The sequence below is a fragment of the Streptomyces sp. NPDC003247 genome (assembly GCF_042888135.1).
GTDB lineage: Bacteria > Actinomycetota > Actinomycetes > Streptomycetales > Streptomycetaceae > Streptomyces.
Genome location: NZ_JBIAPF010000007.1, coordinates 35,836 through 52,702 on the forward strand (window position 1 = coordinate 35,836; position 16,867 = coordinate 52,702).

Genomic DNA, 16,867 nt, shown 5'->3' on the forward strand with positions numbered 1-16,867 from the left:
GCATACGGGACCAATGGTCCGCGCCCGCCTCCCCACCGCCCCGCATTCCGTGAACCGTCCGCACCGCCAAAACCGCCGCCGCTCCCCCCGCACGACCCCCGAACTCGCCGCCCGCCCCCGGCCCTGGGTCCGCGCCCTCGGACTCACCGCCGTCGTCCTCCTCGGCGCCTGGCTCGGCCTGCTGGTCGTCGGCGACGTCCGCGCACCCGTCGGCCCCATGAACACGACGATGACCCTGCGCCCCTCCCTCACCGGCGGCACCAAGATCAACGTCTCTCCCCTGGGCGCCCTCCACCTCGACAGCCACACCGCTCCCGTCCGCCTGGACGTCAACGTCGACCAGCTCGACCCCGCCCGCGCCCAGGCCCTCGTGGACCACCCCGAACGCCTCTCCGGACTCCAGGACGAGATCGCCCGCGACGTCGGCCACGGCACCCTCGACCTCGCCGCCCGCTCCTGCGTCGCCGTCGTCACCGGCGCGACCGCCCTCGGTCTCGCCGTCTACCGCCGCCCGCGCCGCGCCCTCGCCGCCGGCGGCCTGGCCCTCGCCCTCCTCGCGGCCTCCGGCGCCACCGCGTACGCCACCTGGAACCCCAAGTCCGTCCTCGAACCCCGCTTCTCGGGCCTGCTCTCCTCCGCCCCGTCCCTCGTCGGCAGCGCCCGCAGCATCGTCACCGAGTTCGACGTCTACCAGCGCGAACTCGCCCGCCTCGTCACCAACGTGACCAAGCTCTACGACGTGACCTCCACCCTCCCCGTCTACCAGCCCGACCCCACCACGGTCCGCGTCCTGCACGTCTCGGACATCCACCTCAACCCGGCGAGCTGGAAGATCATCGCCTCGCTCGTGGAGCAGTACAAGGTCGACGTCATCGTCGACTCCGGCGACACCATGGACCACGGCACCGCGGCCGAGAACGGCTTCCTCGACCCCATCGCCGACCTCGGCGCGCCGTACGTCTGGGTGCGCGGCAACCACGACTCGGCCCTCACCCAGCGCTACCTCGACGGGATGAAGAACGTCCACGTCCTCGACGACGGCCGCGCGGTCACCCTCGCGGGCCTGCGCTTCGCCGGCGTCGGCGACCCCCAGTTCACCCCCGACCGCTCCACCGCCCCGGGCGGCGAGGGCGTCCAGGAAGCGGCCGGCGACCGCCTCGCGGACGCGCTGCGCGCCCAGCGGGCCGCGGGCACCCCCGTCGACGTGGCCGTCGCCCACGAACCCGCCGCCGCCCGCCGTACCGACGGCACGGTCCCCCTCGCCCTGGCCGGCCACCTCCACCACGCGGACATGGAGGTCCTGAAGAAGGGCACCCGGCTGCGCACGGAGGGCTCCACGGGCGGCAGCGGTCTGCGCGCCGTCGAAGGGAAGTACCCCGACCCCATCGAGGCGTCGATCCTCTACTTCGACCGCGACACCCGCCGCCTCCAGGCCTGGGACGCGATCAAGCTGGGCGGCCTGGGCCTGACGACGGCCGAGGTCAGCCGCCACCTCCCCAAGGAGAACCAGCCGGGAGCCACCCCCTCTCCCACCCCTTCCCCCACGTCCACCGCCACCCCGTCCCCCACGCCCTCCGGCACCGCTCCGTAAACCGTTTTGGCGATACCTCCCGCCATCCCATATGCTTCTCACGTCCCCGACGCGCTGAGAAGCGCGCAGGCGGGCCGATAGCCCTCATCGTCTAGCGGCCTAGGACGCCGCCCTTTCAAGGCGGTAGCACGGGTTCGAATCCCGTTGGGGGCACGCAACACCGTGTGCGACACTGTCGTACACAACAGCTTGGTCCTGTGGAGCAGTTTGGAGTGCTCGCCACCCTGTCAAGGTGGAGGCCGCGGGTTCAAATCCCGTCAGGACCGCTGAGGTTCCCTTGGGAATCTCGTGGCTGGGTAGCTCAGTTGGTACGAGCGTCCGCCTGAAAAGCGGAAGGTCGCCGGTTCGACCCCGGCCCCAGCCACAACCGCTGAACAGCGGAAAGACCCCCGTCGGGAAACCCGCGGGGGTCTTTCGTGTGTGCGGGCCGCGCCTGCCCGCGCCACGCACAGCGCGGAGACGGGGTCCGCGTCGACCGGAGCTCACTTGACCGCGAAGCCGGCCCAGAGCCCTGCCGTCCCGACGATCAGGGCTCCGGCGGCCGCACCCGCCAGAGCGATCCACAACTGCTTGCGGGTCTCCGAACTCAGCTTCCGCACTTCGCTCTCGTTCCGCGGAACGATGCGAACCGTTCCGGTGCGATACGCGAATGTGCTGTTGAATCCGAAGGTGACGAAGCAGGCCCCGAGGAAGGACGCCAGCGCCGCCCGCCAATCGCCGAAGACGAAAAACGAAGACGCCGCCAGGGCGATTCCACTGATCAGGAGCACGACGTCATGAGTACCGTCGAGCCACTGATAACCTCCCCGGAGGCTGCGTTTGGCGTCGACGAATTTCTTGATCCCCTCCGCCACCGCTTTCCCTTCGGCGTCGGACGCCTGAGCGGACACATCGGCGTTCTCCGACCAGAGGTCGACCGAGATCAAGGGCGCCTCCACCGAGATACGGACCCGTTGCAGTTCACCGGGGGTGGCGTCCCGCAGGTCCCCGGGCGCGTCCGCCGTCGCGTCCCGTGCCGTGATCCGCACCTCGGCCGCCACGGTGTTCAGACTGTCGGCCCGCTCCTTGGCCGCCTTCACCAGCGTCGTGTGAATCAGCTCGACATCGTTCAGATACAGCCTCGAAGGACCCAGCCGGTAGCGCACGAAACCCGGGTCGCCCTGTTGTGGGATTTCAATTTCTCGATGTAACGCCATCCGCCCCTCCCCCGTGCGCGACCCATTCGAGTCGATCACGCATTATACGAACGACCGGCACCATGCGCCATCCCTCGGATCGGCCTTCACCAGCCGTCGCTCCATTGGATATATATGACCGCCCACCTGAACAGAACAGGGCGGTAAGAGATCGATTCCGATCGGAAACAGGCCCCGTCTTTCCCGTTCGCGCGCCCGGTACCGCCGGTCCGTCGGGCGGGGCCTGGTCCTCCCCGTGCCCCCGCAGGCCGGATGCCGAAGGGGGGACGGGGGAAGACCGTCCCGGGAGCCGTCACCCGCCCCACCCCACGAACCGCCCCCCGACCGGAGACAAAAGCGTTCGCCACGTTTTTCTCCGGGATGAGATCCTGGATCGCGTATGTCTACGCACCCTGCCCCCGCCCTGGGCGCCCTCGCCCCCCGCCTGGCCGAGCTGTCCCTGCGTGACGCGCACCGGCTCGGGCGCAGGCTCGAAGGCGCGCGCAAGATCCGCAAGCCGGAGGCCCGGGCCGCCGTTCTCGCCGAGATCGAGGCGGAGGTCGCCCAGGCCGAGGAGCGGATGGGAGCACGGCGCACCCGTGTGCCCGCCGTGACCTATCCGGAGCAGCTCCCCGTCAGCCAGCGGAAGGACGCCATCGCGGACGCCATCCGCGATCACCAGGTCGTCATCGTCGCCGGTGAGACCGGGTCCGGCAAGACGACCCAGATCCCGAAGATCTGCCTGGAGCTCGGGCGGGGCGTGCGCGGGATGATCGGGCACACCCAGCCCCGCCGGATCGCCGCCCGGACCGTCGCCGAGCGGGTGGCCGACGAACTGCGGACGCCGCTCGGGGAGGCCGTCGGCTGGAAGGTGCGCTTCACCGACCAGGTGAACCCGGACGCCACCTTCGTGAAGCTGATGACGGACGGCATCCTGCTCGCCGAGATCCAGACCGACCGCGAGCTGCGCGCCTACGACACGATCATCATCGACGAGGCCCACGAACGGTCCCTCAACATCGACTTCCTGCTGGGCTACCTCGCCCAGCTGCTGCCGCGCAGGCCCGACCTGAAGGTCGTCATCACCTCCGCGACCATCGACCCCGAACGGTTCTCCCGGCACTTCGGGGACGCGCCGATCATCGAGGTCAGCGGCCGGACGTATCCGGTGGAGGTGCGCTACCGGCCGCTCCTGGAGGAGGACTCCGAGGACGCCGACCGGGACCAGATCACCGCGATCACCGAAGCCGTCGAGGAGCTGATGGGGGAGGGGCGGGGCGACATCCTCGTCTTCCTCTCCGGCGAGCGGGAGATCCGGGACACCGCGGACGCGCTGGAGAAGAAGAAGTACCGGTTCACCGAAGTGCTGCCGCTGTACGCCCGGCTGTCGCACGCCGAGCAGCACCGCGTCTTCCAGCCGCACACCGGACGCAGGATCGTCCTGGCCACGAACGTCGCCGAGACCTCCCTGACCGTGCCGGGCATCAAGTACGTCATCGATCCCGGCTTCGCCCGGATCAGCCGCTACAGCCACCGCACCAAGGTGCAGCGGCTGCCCATCGAGCCGGTCTCGCAGGCCAGCGCCAACCAGCGCAAGGGCCGCTGCGGACGGACCAGCGACGGCATCTGCATCCGGCTGTACTCCGAGGACGACTTCACCGCCCGCCCGGAGTTCACGGACGCGGAGATCCTGCGCACCAACCTGGCCTCCGTCATCCTCCAGATGACCGCGGCCGGCCTCGGCGACATCGACAAGTTCCCGTTCATCGACCCGCCGGACCACCGCAACATCCGTGACGGCGTGCAGCTGCTCCAGGAGCTGGGCGCGCTCGACCCGGAGCAGAAGGACCCGCGCAAGCGGCTCACCCAGACCGGCCGGAAGCTGGCCCAGCTGCCCGTCGACCCGCGGCTGGCCCGGATGGTCCTGGAGGCCGAGAAGAACGGCTGTGCCCGCGAGGTCATGGTGATAGCCGCCGCGCTCTCCATCCAGGACCCACGGGAGCGCCCGGCCGACAAGCAGACCCAGGCCGACCAGCAGCACGCCCGCTTCCGGGACGAGACGAGCGACTTCCTCGCCTACCTCAACCTGTGGCGGTACGTCCGCGAGCAGCAGCGGGAGCGCGGCTCGTCGTCCTTCCGCCGCATGTGCCGCCAGGAGTTCCTCAACTTCCTGCGCATCCGCGAATGGCAGGACATCTACACCCAGCTCCGCACGGTCGCCAAGCAGATGGGCATCCACCTCAACGAGCAGGACGCCTCCGGCGACAGCGTCCACGTCTCCCTCCTCGCCGGCCTGCTGTCCCACATCGGGATGAAGGACGTGAAGGACGGCAACAAGAACGAGTACCTCGGCGCCCGCAACGCCAAGTTCGCGATCTTCCCCGGCTCGGCGCTGTTCAAGAAGCAGCCGCGGTTCGTGATGTCGGCGGAGCTGGTGGAGACCAGCCGCCTGTGGGCCCGCGTCAACGCGAAGATCGAACCGGAGTGGGTCGAGCCGCTCGCCGGGCACCTGCTGAAGCGCACCTACAGCGAGCCGCACTGGGAGAAGGACCAGGCGGCGGTGATGGCGTACGAGAAGGTCACGCTGTACGGCGTGCCGATCGTCGCGCAGCGCAAGGTGAACTACGGGCGGATCGAGCCCGAGGTCTCGCGGGAGCTGTTCCTCCGCAACGCCCTGGTGGAGGGCGACTGGCGCACCCACCACAAGTTCTTCGCCGACAACCGCAAGCTGCTCAGCGAGGTCGAGGAGCTGGAGAACCGGGCCCGGCGCCGGGACATCGTGGTCGACGACGAGACGCTGTTCGACTTCTACGACCAGCGGGTGCCCGAGCACGTGGTGTCCGGTGCCCACTTCGACTCCTGGTGGAAGCGCAAGCGGCACGAACAGCCCGACTTCCTGGACTTCGAGCGGGAGATGCTCATCCGGGAGTCGGCGGAGGCGGTCACCAAGGCCGACTACCCGGACACGTGGCGGCAGGGGCAGCTGACGTTCCGGGTCACGTACCAGTTCGAGCCGGGCGCGGACGCGGACGGTGTGACCGTCCACATCCCGCTCCAGGTGCTCAACCAGGTCACGGACGACGGCTTCGACTGGCAGATCCCCGGCCTGCGGGAAGAGGTCGTCACCGAGCTGATCCGCTCCCTGCCGAAGCCGGTCCGCCGCAACTACGTGCCGGCGCCGAACTTCGCCAAGCGGTTCCTGGACCGGGCGGTGCCCCTTCAGGAGCCGCTCACCACGGCGATGGCGCGCGAGCTGAAGCGGATGGTCGGCGTCCCCTTCGAGGCGGACGACTTCGACTGGTCCAGGGTTCCCGACCATCTGAAGATCACCTTCCGGATCGTCGACGAGCGGCGCCGCAACCTGGCCGAGGACAAGGACCTCGAGGTCCTGCGGCTGCAGCTGAAGCCGAAGGCCCGCCAGGCCCTCTCCCAGGCCGCCGCGGCCATCGCCGAGCGCCGAGGCGGTGAGTCCCTGGAGCGTTCGGGCCTGTCCGACTGGACGATCGGCTCGCTCACCCGCGTCTTCGAGACCCGCCGGGCCGGCCAGCCGGTGAAGGCGTACCCGGCGCTGGTGGACGACGGCGACACCGTGTCCGTACGCCTCTTCGACACGGAGGCGGAGCAGGCGGAGGCGATGTGGAAGGGCACGCGCCGGCTGATCCTGCGCAACATCCCGGTCAACCCGGCGAAGTTCGCGTCCGAAAAGCTGACCAACGCTCAGAAGCTCGCCCTGTCGGCGAATCCGCACGGCTCGGTCCAGGCGCTGTTCGACGACTGCGCGATGGCGGCGGCGGACCGGCTGATCGGCGACTTCGGCGGCCCGGCGTGGGACGAGGAGTCGTACCGGAAGCTCTACGACAAGGTGCGTGCCGAGATCGTGGACGTGACCGTACGCACGGTTGGTCAGGTGCAGCAGGTGCTGGCCGCCTGGCAGGCCTGTGAGCGCCGTCTGAAGGCCGTGGGCAGCCCCACGCTGCTGGCGAACCTGACGGACGTGCGCAAGCAGCTGGACGCGCTCGTACGGCCGGGCTTCGTGACGCAGGCCGGGCTGCGCCGGCTGCCGGACCTGATGCGGTACCTGGTGGCCGTGGACCGGCGCCTCCAGCAGATGCCGACCAACGTCCAGCGGGACACCACCCGTATGGAGAAGGTCCACGAGATGCAGGACGAGTACGCGTGGCTGCTGGAGCAGTTGCCCCAGGGCCGCCCGGTCCCGTCCGCCGTCCTGGACATCCGCTGGATGATCGAGGAGCTCCGGGTCAGCTATTTCGCCCACGCGCTGGGCACGGCGTACCCGGTCTCCGACAAGCGGATCGTGAAGGCGATCGACGCGGCCGTGCCGTGACGGTCCCGGTGCGGAGGGTGAGTTCGACCAAGGGGCTCACCCTCCTGTACAGTCCTTCTCGCAGCACAACGCAACACCAAGTGCCGCGAAACCTGGTCCTGTGGAGCAGTTTGGAGTGCTCGCCACCCTGTCAAGGTGGAGGCCGCGGGTTCAAATCCCGTCAGGACCGCAGTATCGAGAGCCCGGGTCTTCGGACCCGGGCTCTCGTGTGTTCCGGCCTCGGCTCCAAAGCCGGTTCCGGAACCGGGGCCAGGTCCGGTTCCGGGGCCGCGGCCGGTCGGCGAACGCAGGGCCGCGCCCGTCGGCGGTCGTGCCGCAGGGCCGTTCCGGCCGGCGCGAGGGGCCCCGTACGGGCTCACCGTCGCCGTGCACGCGCCGCGCTCCCTTGACGGCGTCACATTCGCCCGGTACCCCAGAGTTCAAGGCTCTGTTCCCCGCGTGGACCTCTCGGAGGTGGCGTATGGCGGCATCGGCCAGGCACGAGACGCGGGCGTTGCTCCGCGCGCATCTGTCGGCCGCGTCGTCCTACCGACATCGGACCCGTCACTGCCCGATCTGCCACCGCCTGCTGCGACTGGCGATGGACGGCGCTCCACGGGCCGCCCAGGCCCCCCAGGAGGCCACCGAGGGGGACGGCACCCCGTCGACGTGACGGCCCCACGACACCTCGGGAGCGGGACCGCGCGCAGGCCGCGTCCGGGACCGCGTTCGGGACCGTAGACGCCCAACACCCTTGCAGGCGTGGGCTGCTGGGGCGCGAGGCGGAGCAAGCGGTTCCTCTAGCGCAGACGCGGCGACGTCGACAAGGCCAGTGGCATGTGACGGGTGTCACCGCATGAGTTTCCGAAAACCGGGTTCTTACTCGTCTCCTACAACCGGTCAATTTAATATGTGCAATTGCACCACTGTGGAGGATGCTGCCCACAACCCTCGCGCAACCTCCCAGAGACTCCCCAGACTCGGACAAGGCCACTCACAGAGCCACCTGCTAGACAGGCTCCGGCGCACAAAAAAGATCGCGCTGGACCCGGCGGAGTCCAGCGCGATCGACGACGTACCGTGTGGGCGAGAGGCCTGTTGGGGCAGGCCCACGTCGTGTGGAGCAGGTGGTTCGGGCGTTCCGGCAGGTTGGGGGACCTGGCGTTCTGCCCGGTTATTCAGTTGTTCAGGCCTCGCTGCGCTGCTGCGGGATGCCCGCCAGCAGGGCGCGGACCTCGGCCTCGCGGTAGCGGCGGTGCCCGCCGAGCGTGCGGATCGACGTGAGCTTGCCGGCCTTCGCCCAGCGCGTGACCGTCTTCGGGTCCACGCGGAACATGGTGGCGACCTCAGCCGGGGTCAGCAGCGGCTCAGCATCAGGGGTGCGAGCGGTCATGAGCGGCCTCCTCGGGAGAACCGAACCTTCTCGGTTCTTTCCTCTAAATTCTGCACCTTGACCCGCGTTGCCCGAAATGGCGGACGCGAGTCGAGTCGGTTATAGGACGAACGGCTTGTCCTCGGCACTACAACTACACCATCTGTCCAGCCGCGTCGGCCAAACCGATGGAATTGCCCCCCAGGTGTTCATCGGCGACGGAAGCCGATGGACCGTGCCATAGCGGACAGTCACGCCAGTGTGACGATCAGTCACACGGCGATCAGGAGTCACCAGACCCCCCAAAGCGTGCAATGCTGAGATCCCGCCCACGTCGGAACACAAGCGGACGGAGGAGCCCTCCCCGGACTCCTTGTCCTATTTTGGCACGAGGAGGGGCAAGCGGCGCAAGGGCCGCGTACGTGCGGTCCATCACCCTTGGCGGTTCTTGCGGCTATACGCCCGGATCGGGGCCGGTGCCCGGATCAGGCCCGACGTCCCGTCAGTTCCGTGAGGTGCGGTCGACCGTACGCTGTTCGAAGGCCTGGCGGCCGTGACGTACGTCACTCATCAACCGTATGTCGTATCTGTCACACCGTCAGTTCGCCGAGCGCCGGTCCCGCACCGACCGCCACCGCTCCACGAGCCGGGCGTACGCCTCGCCCGCCGCCGCGCCGTCCCCCCGCCGCAGGGCGTCGATCCCGGCGGCGACGTCGGCGGCCGAGTGGTCGTTCTCCAGGTCGCCGGCCGGCAGGGCGTGCACCAGGCCGCCGTAGTCCAGCTCGACCAGCGAGCGCGGATGGAACTCCTCCAGCCAGCGCCCCACGTCCACCAGCCCGTCGATGAGCGGCCCCTCGTCCATGGCGTCCCGCAGGGCCCGCAGCCCCCGGGCCACCCGGCGGCGGGCCTGCACCATCGGGGTGCGGTAGCGCAGCACCGGCGGCAGCTCCGCCGTCCCCTTGTCCCACTCGCGCTCCTCGTCGGAGACGAGCACGAACCAGTGCAGCGGGATCTGCCAGGCCGCCGTGCGGATCCAGGGGCGGGCGTCCGGGTTCCGGGCCAGCCAGCGCTCGTAGTCCTGGGCGGCCTGGAGGCGGACGACGGGGGGCAGCACCGCGTCCAGGACCGGTCCGGGCAGTTCGTCGCCCAGCTCCTCCAGGGCCTGCCAGCCGCGCAGCCGGGTGCGCCAGGGGCACACGCAGACCACGCCGTCCACGTCGAGCACGAAGGCGTCCCCGCTCTCGTGCACCGGGACCGCGACCGGCGGGGTGGGCAGCAGGTCGGACAGCGAGCGGCGCAGCTCGTCCTGGTACGTGGGGCGGTCGGGGCGGTTGGCGTAGCGCACCCAGTGGCCGCGCTCCGGTTCCGGGAAGGCGGCCAGCGGCTCGTAGACGCGCAGATAGACGGCGTACGGGACGATCACCGAGGACACCTGGGGCACGCCTCCTCCCTCCCCCTCCGGCCGTGCGGGAAACCTTCCGGACCGCTCGACCGGGAGCCGGAAAACATACAAATCGTCCCACGGCCTTACTCCGCAAGAAGGTGATCCGGAACACCACGCGTGCGGCGGCCCGCCCAGGCTCTACGCTCGTCCCACAGGCCCCGCCACCCGTACGGGAGCCCTTGTCCCGATCGCCGCTAGTTACCCAGGAGTCACCACAGTGACCGACGTATCCGGCGCCTCTTCCGATGTCCTGCACACCCTGTTCCACTCGGATCAGGGAGGCCATGAGCAGGTCGTGCTCTGCCAGGACCGGGCCAGCGGCCTCAAGGCCGTCATCGCCCTGCACTCCACCGCCCTGGGCCCCGCGCTCGGCGGTACGCGCTTCTACCCGTACGCGACCGAGGGAGAGGCCGTCGCCGACGCCCTGAACCTCGCGCGCGGGATGTCGTACAAGAACGCCATGGCCGGGCTGGACCACGGCGGCGGCAAGGCCGTGATCATCGGCGACCCCGAGGTGATCAAGACCGAGGAGCTGCTGCTCGCCTACGGCCGTTTCGTGGCCTCGCTCGGCGGCCGGTACGTGACCGCCTGCGACGTCGGCACGTACGTGGCCGACATGGACGTGGTGGCGCGCACCTGCCCCTGGACGACCGGGCGGTCCCCGGAGAACGGCGGCGCGGGCGACTCCTCCGTCCTGACCGCGTTCGGCGTCTACCAGGGCATGCGGGCCTCCGCCCAGCACCTGTGGGGCGACCCGTCGCTGCGGGGCCGTACGGTCGGCATCGCGGGCGTGGGCAAGGTCGGCCGCCACCTGGTGGAACACCTGCTGACGGAAGGCGCACAGGTGGTGATCACGGACGTGCGCCAGGAAACCGTGCGGCGGATCGCCGACGAGCACCCTTCGGTGGGCGTGGTCGCCGACACCGAGCGCCTGATCCGGATCGAGGGGCTCGACATCTACGCCCCCTGCGCGCTGGGCGGTGCCCTCGACGACGACTCGGTGCCGGTCCTGACCGCCGCGGTCGTCTGCGGCGCGGCCAACAACCAGCTCGCCCATCCGGGCGTCGAGAAGGACCTCGCCGACCGCGGGATCCTCTACGCGCCGGACTACGTGGTGAACGCCGGCGGGGTCATCCAGGTCGCCGACGAGCTGCACGGCTTCGACTTCGAGCGGTGCAGGGCGAAGGCGGCGAGGATCTTCGACACCACGCTCGCCATATTCGCACGTGCGAAGGCGGATGGGATTCCACCGGCCGCGGCGGCCGACCGCATCGCCGAGCAGCGGATGCACGACGCGGCCCGGGCGGGCGGGCGGTGAGACGGAGGGAAGGGTTCCGCTGACGGCCCGGGGCGCCCCGTCCCCGCCCTCGCCCCCGGTTTGCCGGTACCTGCCGACGGAAAGTTAGAGAGAACTCTCACTCTTCCCGGCGGGTCGCCCGCCGATAAGTGGTTAAAATCGCCACTGACCAGCGAGGACGGGGCGCCTCGAAGGTTCTGTGCACACGCGCGTGCCACGGGCGACGTACCGTATGGGTGCGGGCTCAGGTACCGTGGAAGCCCTACGGACCGGCCTCTCTGCGGAGAGTCCGTTCCGGATCATGAACGCGTGTCAAGACTCTGGGGCCGTCGAGCCCCGTCGTTGAGGGGGTCGAGCCATGGGGCGCGGCCGGGCCAAGGCCAAGCAAGCGAAGGTCGCCCGCCAGCTGAAGTACAACAGCGGCGGGACGGATCTCTCACGCCTGGCCGAAGAGCTGGGCGCATCGTCTCCGAACATTCCGCCGAATGGCGAGCCGTTCGAGGACGATGAGCAGGACGACGACCTCTACAGCCGGTACGCCGACCTGTACGAGGACGACGACGAGGACGAGGACTCCTCGCAACAACACCGTCGCGGCGCTTGACCTTGTACTGAGCACCCACCCGGTCGGTGACTTCGGTCATCGACCGGGTCTTGTGCTGTCCGCACGGTTCCGCGGGCTCCCCCGGGCCCGCGGGTTCCATGAGGTCAGCCGGCGTAGTCCCCGACCAGGGTGGCGCCGCCGGTGTGGTCGCCGCGCTCGGTGATCTCGCCCGCGACCCAGGCGTCGACCCCGCGGTCGGCCAGGGTCGCCAGGGCCACGTCCGTCGACTCCGGCGGGACGATCGCCAGCATGCCGACGCCCATGTTCAGGGTCTTCTCCAGCTCCAGCCGCTCGACGTTCCCGGTCCGGCCGACGAGGTCGAAGACGGGGGCGGGCGTCCAGGTGGAGCGGTCGACGGTCGCGTGCAGTCCGTCCGGGACGACCCGGGCGAGGTTGGCCGCGAGCCCGCCGCCGGTGACATGGCTGAAGGCGTGGACCTCGGTGGTGCGGGTGAGGGCCAGGCAGTCCAACGAGTAGATCTTCGTCGGCTCCAGCAGCTCCTCGCCGAGGGTCCGGCCGAACTCCTCGATGTGCGCGTCGAGGGAGAGGCCGGCCTGGTTCAGCAGGACGTGGCGGACCAGGGAGTACCCGTTGGAGTGAAGCCCGGAGGACGCCATAGCGATCACCGTGTCACCCGTGCGGATGCGATCGGCGCCCAGCAGGCGGTCGGCCTCCACGACGCCCGTACCGGCGCCGGCGACGTCGAAGTCGTCCGCGCCCAGCAGGCCCGGGTGCTCGGCCGTCTCACCGCCGACCAGGGCGCAGCCGGCCAGCACACAGCCCGCGGCGATGCCCTTGACGATGGCGGCGACGCGCTCGGGGTGGACCTTGCCGACGCAGATGTAGTCGGTCATGAACAGCGGCTCGGCGCCGCACACCACGATGTCGTCCATGACCATGGCGACCAGGTCGTGGCCGATGGTGTCGTAGACGCCGAGCTGGCGCGCCACGTCGACCTTGGTGCCGACGCCGTCCGTGGCGGAGGCGAGCAGGGGTCGCTCGTAGTGCTTGAGGGCGGAGGCGTCGAAGAGGCCGGCGAAGCCGCCGAGGCCGCCGAGGACCTCGGGGCGCTGCGTCTTCTTCACCCACTCCTTCATCAGTTCGACCGCGCGGTCGCCCGCCTCGATGTCGACGCCGGCAGCCGCGTAGGAAGCACCGGGAACACCGGTACGGGTCTCAGACATTGCCTGGGATCTTTCGGGTTGGTGATACGTACGAGGCCTACGGGCGGCGGATCGCGTCGGACGCGGCCGTGGCGGCCGGGCCCGCGGCCAGCTCCGTCTCCAGGAGCTGCTTGCCCAGCAGCTCGGGGTCGGGGAGCTCCATCGGGTACTCGCCGTCGAAGCAGGCGCGGCACAGGTTCGGCTTGGCGATGGTGGTCGCCTCGATCATGCCGTCGATGGAGATGTACGCCAGGGAGTCGGCGCCCAGGGAGGTGCCGATCTCGTCGATCGACATGCCGTTGGCGATGAGCTCGGCGCGGGTGGCGAAGTCGATGCCGAAGAAGCAGGGCCACTTCACGGGCGGCGAGGAGATCCGGATGTGGACCTCGGCGGCGCCGGCCTCGCGGAGCATGCGGACCAGGGCGCGCTGGGTGTTGCCGCGGACGATCGAGTCGTCGACGACGACCAGGCGCTTGCCCTTGATGACTTCCTTCAGCGGGTTCAGCTTCAGGCGGATGCCGAGCTGGCGGATGGTCTGCGAGGGCTGGATGAAGGTCCGGCCGACGTACGCGTTCTTGACCAGGCCCGCGCCGAAGGGGATGCCGGAGGCCTCGGCGTAGCCGATGGCGGCCGGGGTGCCGGACTCCGGGGTGGCTATGACCAGGTCGGCCTCGGCCGGGGCCTCCTTCGCCAGGCGGCGGCCCATCTCCACGCGGGAGAGGTACACGTTCCGGCCGGCGATGTCGGTGTCGGGGCGGGCCAGGTACACGTACTCGAAGACGCAGCCCTTGGGCTTCGCTTCCGCGAACCGGGAGGTGCGCAGGCCGTTCTCGTCGATGGCGACGAACTCGCCCGGCTCGATCTCGCGGACGTAGCTGGCGCCGCAGATGTCGAGGGCGGCGGACTCGGAGGCGACGACCCAGCCGCGCTCCAGACGGCCGAGGACCAGCGGGCGGATGCCCTGCGGGTCGCGGCCGGCGTAGAGGGTGTGCTCGTCCATGAAGACGAGCGAGAAGGCGCCCTTGACCTGCGGGAGGATCTGGTGGGCGGCCTCCTCGATGGTCAGCGGCGTGCCGTCCTCGCCGACCTGGGCCGCGAGGAGCGCGGTGAGCAGGTCGGTGTCGTTGGTCGCCGCCACGCGCGGGGTGCGGCCCTCCTGCTTGGGCAGGTCGGCCACCATCTCGGCGAGCTGGGCGGTGTTGACGAGGTTGCCGTTGTGGCCGAGCGCGATCGAACCGTGCGCGGTGGCGCGGAACGTCGGCTGGGCGTTCTCCCACACGGAGGCGCCGGTGGTCGAGTAGCGGGCGTGTCCGACCGCGATGTGACCCTGGAGCGAACCGAGCGAGGTTTCGTCGAAGACCTGGGACACGAGGCCCATGTCCTTGAAGACGAGGATCTGGGAGCCGTTGCTGACCGCGATTCCCGCGGATTCCTGGCCCCGATGCTGGAGGGCGTAGAGCCCGAAGTACGTGAGCTTTGCGACCTCTTCGCCCGGAGCCCAGACACCGAAGACGCCACACGCGTCCTGGGGGCCTTTCTCACCGGGGAGCAGATCGTGATTGAGTCGACCGTCACCACGTGGCACGTCTTCGAGTGTAGGCGAGATCGACCACTGGTCCGAATTGGGGATACTTGCCAGTAACTCGATCATGACCTGGGGTCCCACTCCGAGATCGCTTCGTTTGCGCAGGTCAGATCGGTGTGGCGGCGATCGGTTCGGGTTTCGGGAGCGCTCCCGAGGTGGCCGGACGGTGGCTTGTTCCCGTGATGTGAGTGAGGTGTCGCACATCAATCGGCCGCTCGCGCGTCAGGACATCAACGGCAGCAGCGCCGTGAGGTCCGACCGCTCCCCGCTCGCGCTCACCCGGGCCTCCTCGACGGCGTCCTTCCAGGTCAGCCGCCCGGTCGCCAGCCGCATCCAGGTCAGCGGGTCGGTCTCGACGACGTTGGGCGGGGTGCCCCGGGTGTGCCGGGGGCCCTCGACGCACTGCACGACGGCGTACGGCGGGACGCGCACCTCCGTCGCGCCGCCGGGCGCCTTGACGGCGAGGGCGTCGGCGAGGAGCCGGGTGGCCGCGGCGAGCGCCTGGCGGTCGAACGGGACGTCCAGACCGGGCACGGCGGCGTTGAGGTCGTCGGTGTGGACGACGAGTTCGACGGTGCGGGTGACCAGGTAGTCGGCCAGCGGGAGGGCGCCGACGTTGGTCTGGAGCAGCCGGCCCCCCGGGTGGGCGTCGAGCAGCTCGCGCAGGCGCCGGTCGATGTCGGTCAGGTAGGTGACGAGGTCGGGGTGGGTCTCGGCGACGCCCCGGGTGAAGTCGTCGATGGCCGGGGCGTTGGCGGCGGTGGCGAACGGCCAGTCGAGGAGCACGGCGTCCTGCCGTGCCGGTTCCGGCTTGTCGAGCGCCCGGTGCACGGCCGTGACCGCCATCCCGATGTGCGCGACCAGCTCCCGTACGGTCCAGTCGCCGAGCCGGGTCGGCAGCGCGAGCTGTTCGGGCGTGAGGGTGCCGGCCGCCTGCCGTACGGCGCCGAGCTGGGCCAGTACGGCGGTACGGGTTCTGGCCGGGTCGTAGGTCCTGGTGCGCTTCTTGGCCGGGGGCATGGCGGTGAGCCTATGCGCCGGCGGCAGGAGCGTTGCGGACTTTTCCGAACGGGCGGTCGAGGGAGGGCCCGGACCGGCCGCCGGTTCAGGATCCGGGATCGGGATCGGAATCGGCCGCGACCGCCGTCACGGTGTCGCCGTCCGCGCCGGTCAGGGTGAGGGTGCGGTGGTCCAGGCGGTAGGCGACGGTGCCGTCGAAGAGGTTCAGCAGGCGCCGTTCGGTGTCCATGAGCGGGCCGGGACACAGCTTGCGGGTGGTGGACGGGGCGCCCAGGGCGATCCGGCCGTCGCGGACGGTCGCCGACGCGTGCACGGTGTTGCAGCCGAGGCTGCCGCCGACCTTGCCGTTCTCGTCGAAGGTGAGGTGGGGTTCGGCGCCGGCGGGGAGGGACTCGGCCGCGCCGTCCGCGGCGCCGAGTGCGGTGACCTTCCAGCGCGTGCCGTACAGCGGGGCGGCCGGCTCCTCGGTGAGCCGGACGGTGTCGCCGCCGTCGGTGGTGAGGGTCAGCCGGCCGTCCTCGACGGTCGCGGTGAGGGTGCCGTCGGCGAGCGTGCGGGCGAGGGCCGTCTCGACGGCCGTGGACCGGCCCTCGCAGGCCATCTCGGTCGCCGCGGTGTCGCTGAGCCGGAGCCGGTCGCCGTCGAAGTCGGCGCGCGCGCTGAAACGGTTGCATCCGTAGCTGCCCTGCGCCCGGCCGTCGTCGTCGATCCGGACGGTGGCGCCCGCGGGTGCCTCGTGGGTCGTGCCCCCGACGGTGACGTCGGCGACCTTCCAGTGGACGCCGGTCACCCGCTCCCCCACGCCGACGGAGCCGCTGCCGCCGGCCGTCTCGCTTCCACAGGCCGCCAGGAGCGGGACGAGAGCCGCCACGGCGGCCAGGATCAGTCGCTGCTGCTTCCTGGACATGTCGGTTCGACGGGGCGGGTGGGGTGAACGGTTCCCCTCGCCGGGGGGAAGGCCGCGGCCGGGGGGCGGGCCGCGACCGGGGGTGACGGGTCGCGACCGGGGGTGAGGTGTCGCGCGCGCCGCCCGCGGAGGACGACGGGCCGCGACCCGGGGGGTGGCGGACCACAGCGGGCTGCGCCCAGGGGTGACGGGCGGCAGCGCGCCGCGCCCGGAGGGCGACGGGCCGTGACCCCGGGGGCGGCCACGGGCTGCGCCCTGAGGACACGGGCCGCAGCGCGCCGCCCGCGGGGAGCAGCGGTCCCCGAGCGCCGCGACCGGGAGACGGCGGCCCGGACCGAGCCGCGACCGGGAGGTGGCGGGCCACAGCGAGCCACGACCGGGGGCG

At 70.6% G+C, this 16,867-nt stretch carries 12 protein-coding genes and 4 tRNA genes; 9 read left to right on the plus strand and 7 right to left on the minus strand.

Annotation, left to right across the window (positions count from 1 at the left end; genetic code table 11):
• Positions 1-13 precede the first annotated feature (13 nt).
• The 4 genes from ACFYWQ_RS23625 to ACFYWQ_RS23640 all read left to right on the plus strand — a co-directional run bounded on the left by ACFYWQ_RS23625 (position 14) and on the right by ACFYWQ_RS23640 (position 1,955).
• On the plus strand, positions 14-1,591 hold the full coding sequence (locus tag ACFYWQ_RS23625) for a metallophosphoesterase (protein WP_389518857.1): 1,578 nt from the start codon (positions 14-16) through the stop codon (positions 1,589-1,591).
• Between the two features lie 80 nt (positions 1,592-1,671).
• Positions 1,672-1,744 (plus strand) — tRNA-Glu (locus ACFYWQ_RS23630).
• A gap of 38 nt (positions 1,745-1,782) precedes the next feature.
• Positions 1,783-1,857: transfer RNA gene (locus ACFYWQ_RS23635), tRNA-Asp, on the plus strand.
• 24 nt (positions 1,858-1,881) lie between these two features.
• Positions 1,882-1,955, plus strand: a tRNA-Phe gene (locus ACFYWQ_RS23640).
• A gap of 118 nt (positions 1,956-2,073) precedes the next feature.
• On the opposite strand, the gene ACFYWQ_RS23645 is transcribed toward ACFYWQ_RS23640, so the two are convergent.
• Positions 2,074-2,787, minus strand: coding sequence for a hypothetical protein (locus ACFYWQ_RS23645; protein WP_389518858.1), 714 nt, complete (start codon positions 2,785-2,787; stop codon positions 2,074-2,076).
• A 379-nt stretch (positions 2,788-3,166) separates the two neighbouring features.
• On the opposite strand from ACFYWQ_RS23645, the gene hrpA reads away from it, so the two are divergent.
• From hrpA to ACFYWQ_RS23660, 3 genes are all read left to right on the plus strand, one after another.
• The gene (gene hrpA, locus ACFYWQ_RS23650; RefSeq protein ID WP_389518859.1) at positions 3,167-7,111 is read left to right on the plus strand and encodes an ATP-dependent RNA helicase HrpA; all 3,945 of its coding nucleotides are present in this window, start codon (positions 3,167-3,169) and stop codon (positions 7,109-7,111) included.
• Between the two features lie 94 nt (positions 7,112-7,205).
• Positions 7,206-7,280, plus strand: a tRNA-Asp gene (locus ACFYWQ_RS23655).
• A gap of 291 nt (positions 7,281-7,571) precedes the next feature.
• Positions 7,572-7,763, plus strand: coding sequence for a DUF6274 family protein (locus tag ACFYWQ_RS23660; protein ID WP_389518860.1), 192 nt, complete (start codon positions 7,572-7,574; stop codon positions 7,761-7,763).
• 513 nt (positions 7,764-8,276) lie between these two features.
• Here the strand turns inward: ACFYWQ_RS23660 and bldC are convergent.
• Together bldC and ACFYWQ_RS23670 are read right to left on the minus strand one after the other, a co-directional pair.
• Positions 8,277-8,483 carry a developmental transcriptional regulator BldC gene (bldC, locus tag ACFYWQ_RS23665; protein ID WP_003949541.1) on the minus strand — a complete coding sequence of 69 codons (207 nt, stop codon included), beginning with the start codon at positions 8,481-8,483 and terminating at the stop codon, positions 8,277-8,279.
• Between the two features lie 577 nt (positions 8,484-9,060).
• The gene (locus ACFYWQ_RS23670) at positions 9,061-9,903 is read right to left on the minus strand and encodes a hypothetical protein (RefSeq protein WP_389518861.1); all 843 of its coding nucleotides are present in this window, start codon (positions 9,901-9,903) and stop codon (positions 9,061-9,063) included.
• Between the two features lie 220 nt (positions 9,904-10,123).
• Between ACFYWQ_RS23670 and ACFYWQ_RS23675 the strand changes: the two genes are divergently transcribed.
• The gene (locus ACFYWQ_RS23675; protein WP_389518862.1) at positions 10,124-11,224 is read left to right on the plus strand and encodes a Leu/Phe/Val dehydrogenase; all 1,101 of its coding nucleotides are present in this window, start codon (positions 10,124-10,126) and stop codon (positions 11,222-11,224) included.
• 337 nt (positions 11,225-11,561) lie between these two features.
• Positions 11,562-11,807 (plus strand): DUF3073 domain-containing protein, encoded by a 246-nt coding sequence (locus tag ACFYWQ_RS23680; RefSeq protein ID WP_385071441.1) that lies wholly within the window; start codon positions 11,562-11,564, stop codon positions 11,805-11,807.
• Between the two features lie 104 nt (positions 11,808-11,911).
• Here ACFYWQ_RS23680 and purM read toward each other — a convergent pair whose 3' ends face one another.
• The 4 genes from purM to ACFYWQ_RS23700 form a co-directional block, all read right to left on the minus strand.
• Complete coding sequence (gene purM, locus ACFYWQ_RS23685) at positions 11,912-12,991, minus strand: phosphoribosylformylglycinamidine cyclo-ligase (RefSeq protein WP_389518863.1); 1,080 nt, start codon at positions 12,989-12,991, stop codon at positions 11,912-11,914.
• A gap of 37 nt (positions 12,992-13,028) precedes the next feature.
• Positions 13,029-14,555, minus strand: a complete 1,527-nt coding sequence (gene purF, locus ACFYWQ_RS23690) for an amidophosphoribosyltransferase (protein ID WP_385071446.1) — start codon at positions 14,553-14,555, stop codon at positions 13,029-13,031.
• A 222-nt stretch (positions 14,556-14,777) separates the two neighbouring features.
• Positions 14,778-15,575, minus strand: a complete 798-nt coding sequence (locus ACFYWQ_RS23695) for a sterol carrier family protein (protein ID WP_389518864.1) — start codon at positions 15,573-15,575, stop codon at positions 14,778-14,780.
• An 85-nt stretch (positions 15,576-15,660) separates the two neighbouring features.
• Complete coding sequence (locus tag ACFYWQ_RS23700; protein ID WP_389518865.1) at positions 15,661-16,482, minus strand: META domain-containing protein; 822 nt, start codon at positions 16,480-16,482, stop codon at positions 15,661-15,663.
• Positions 16,483-16,867 lie beyond the last annotated feature (385 nt).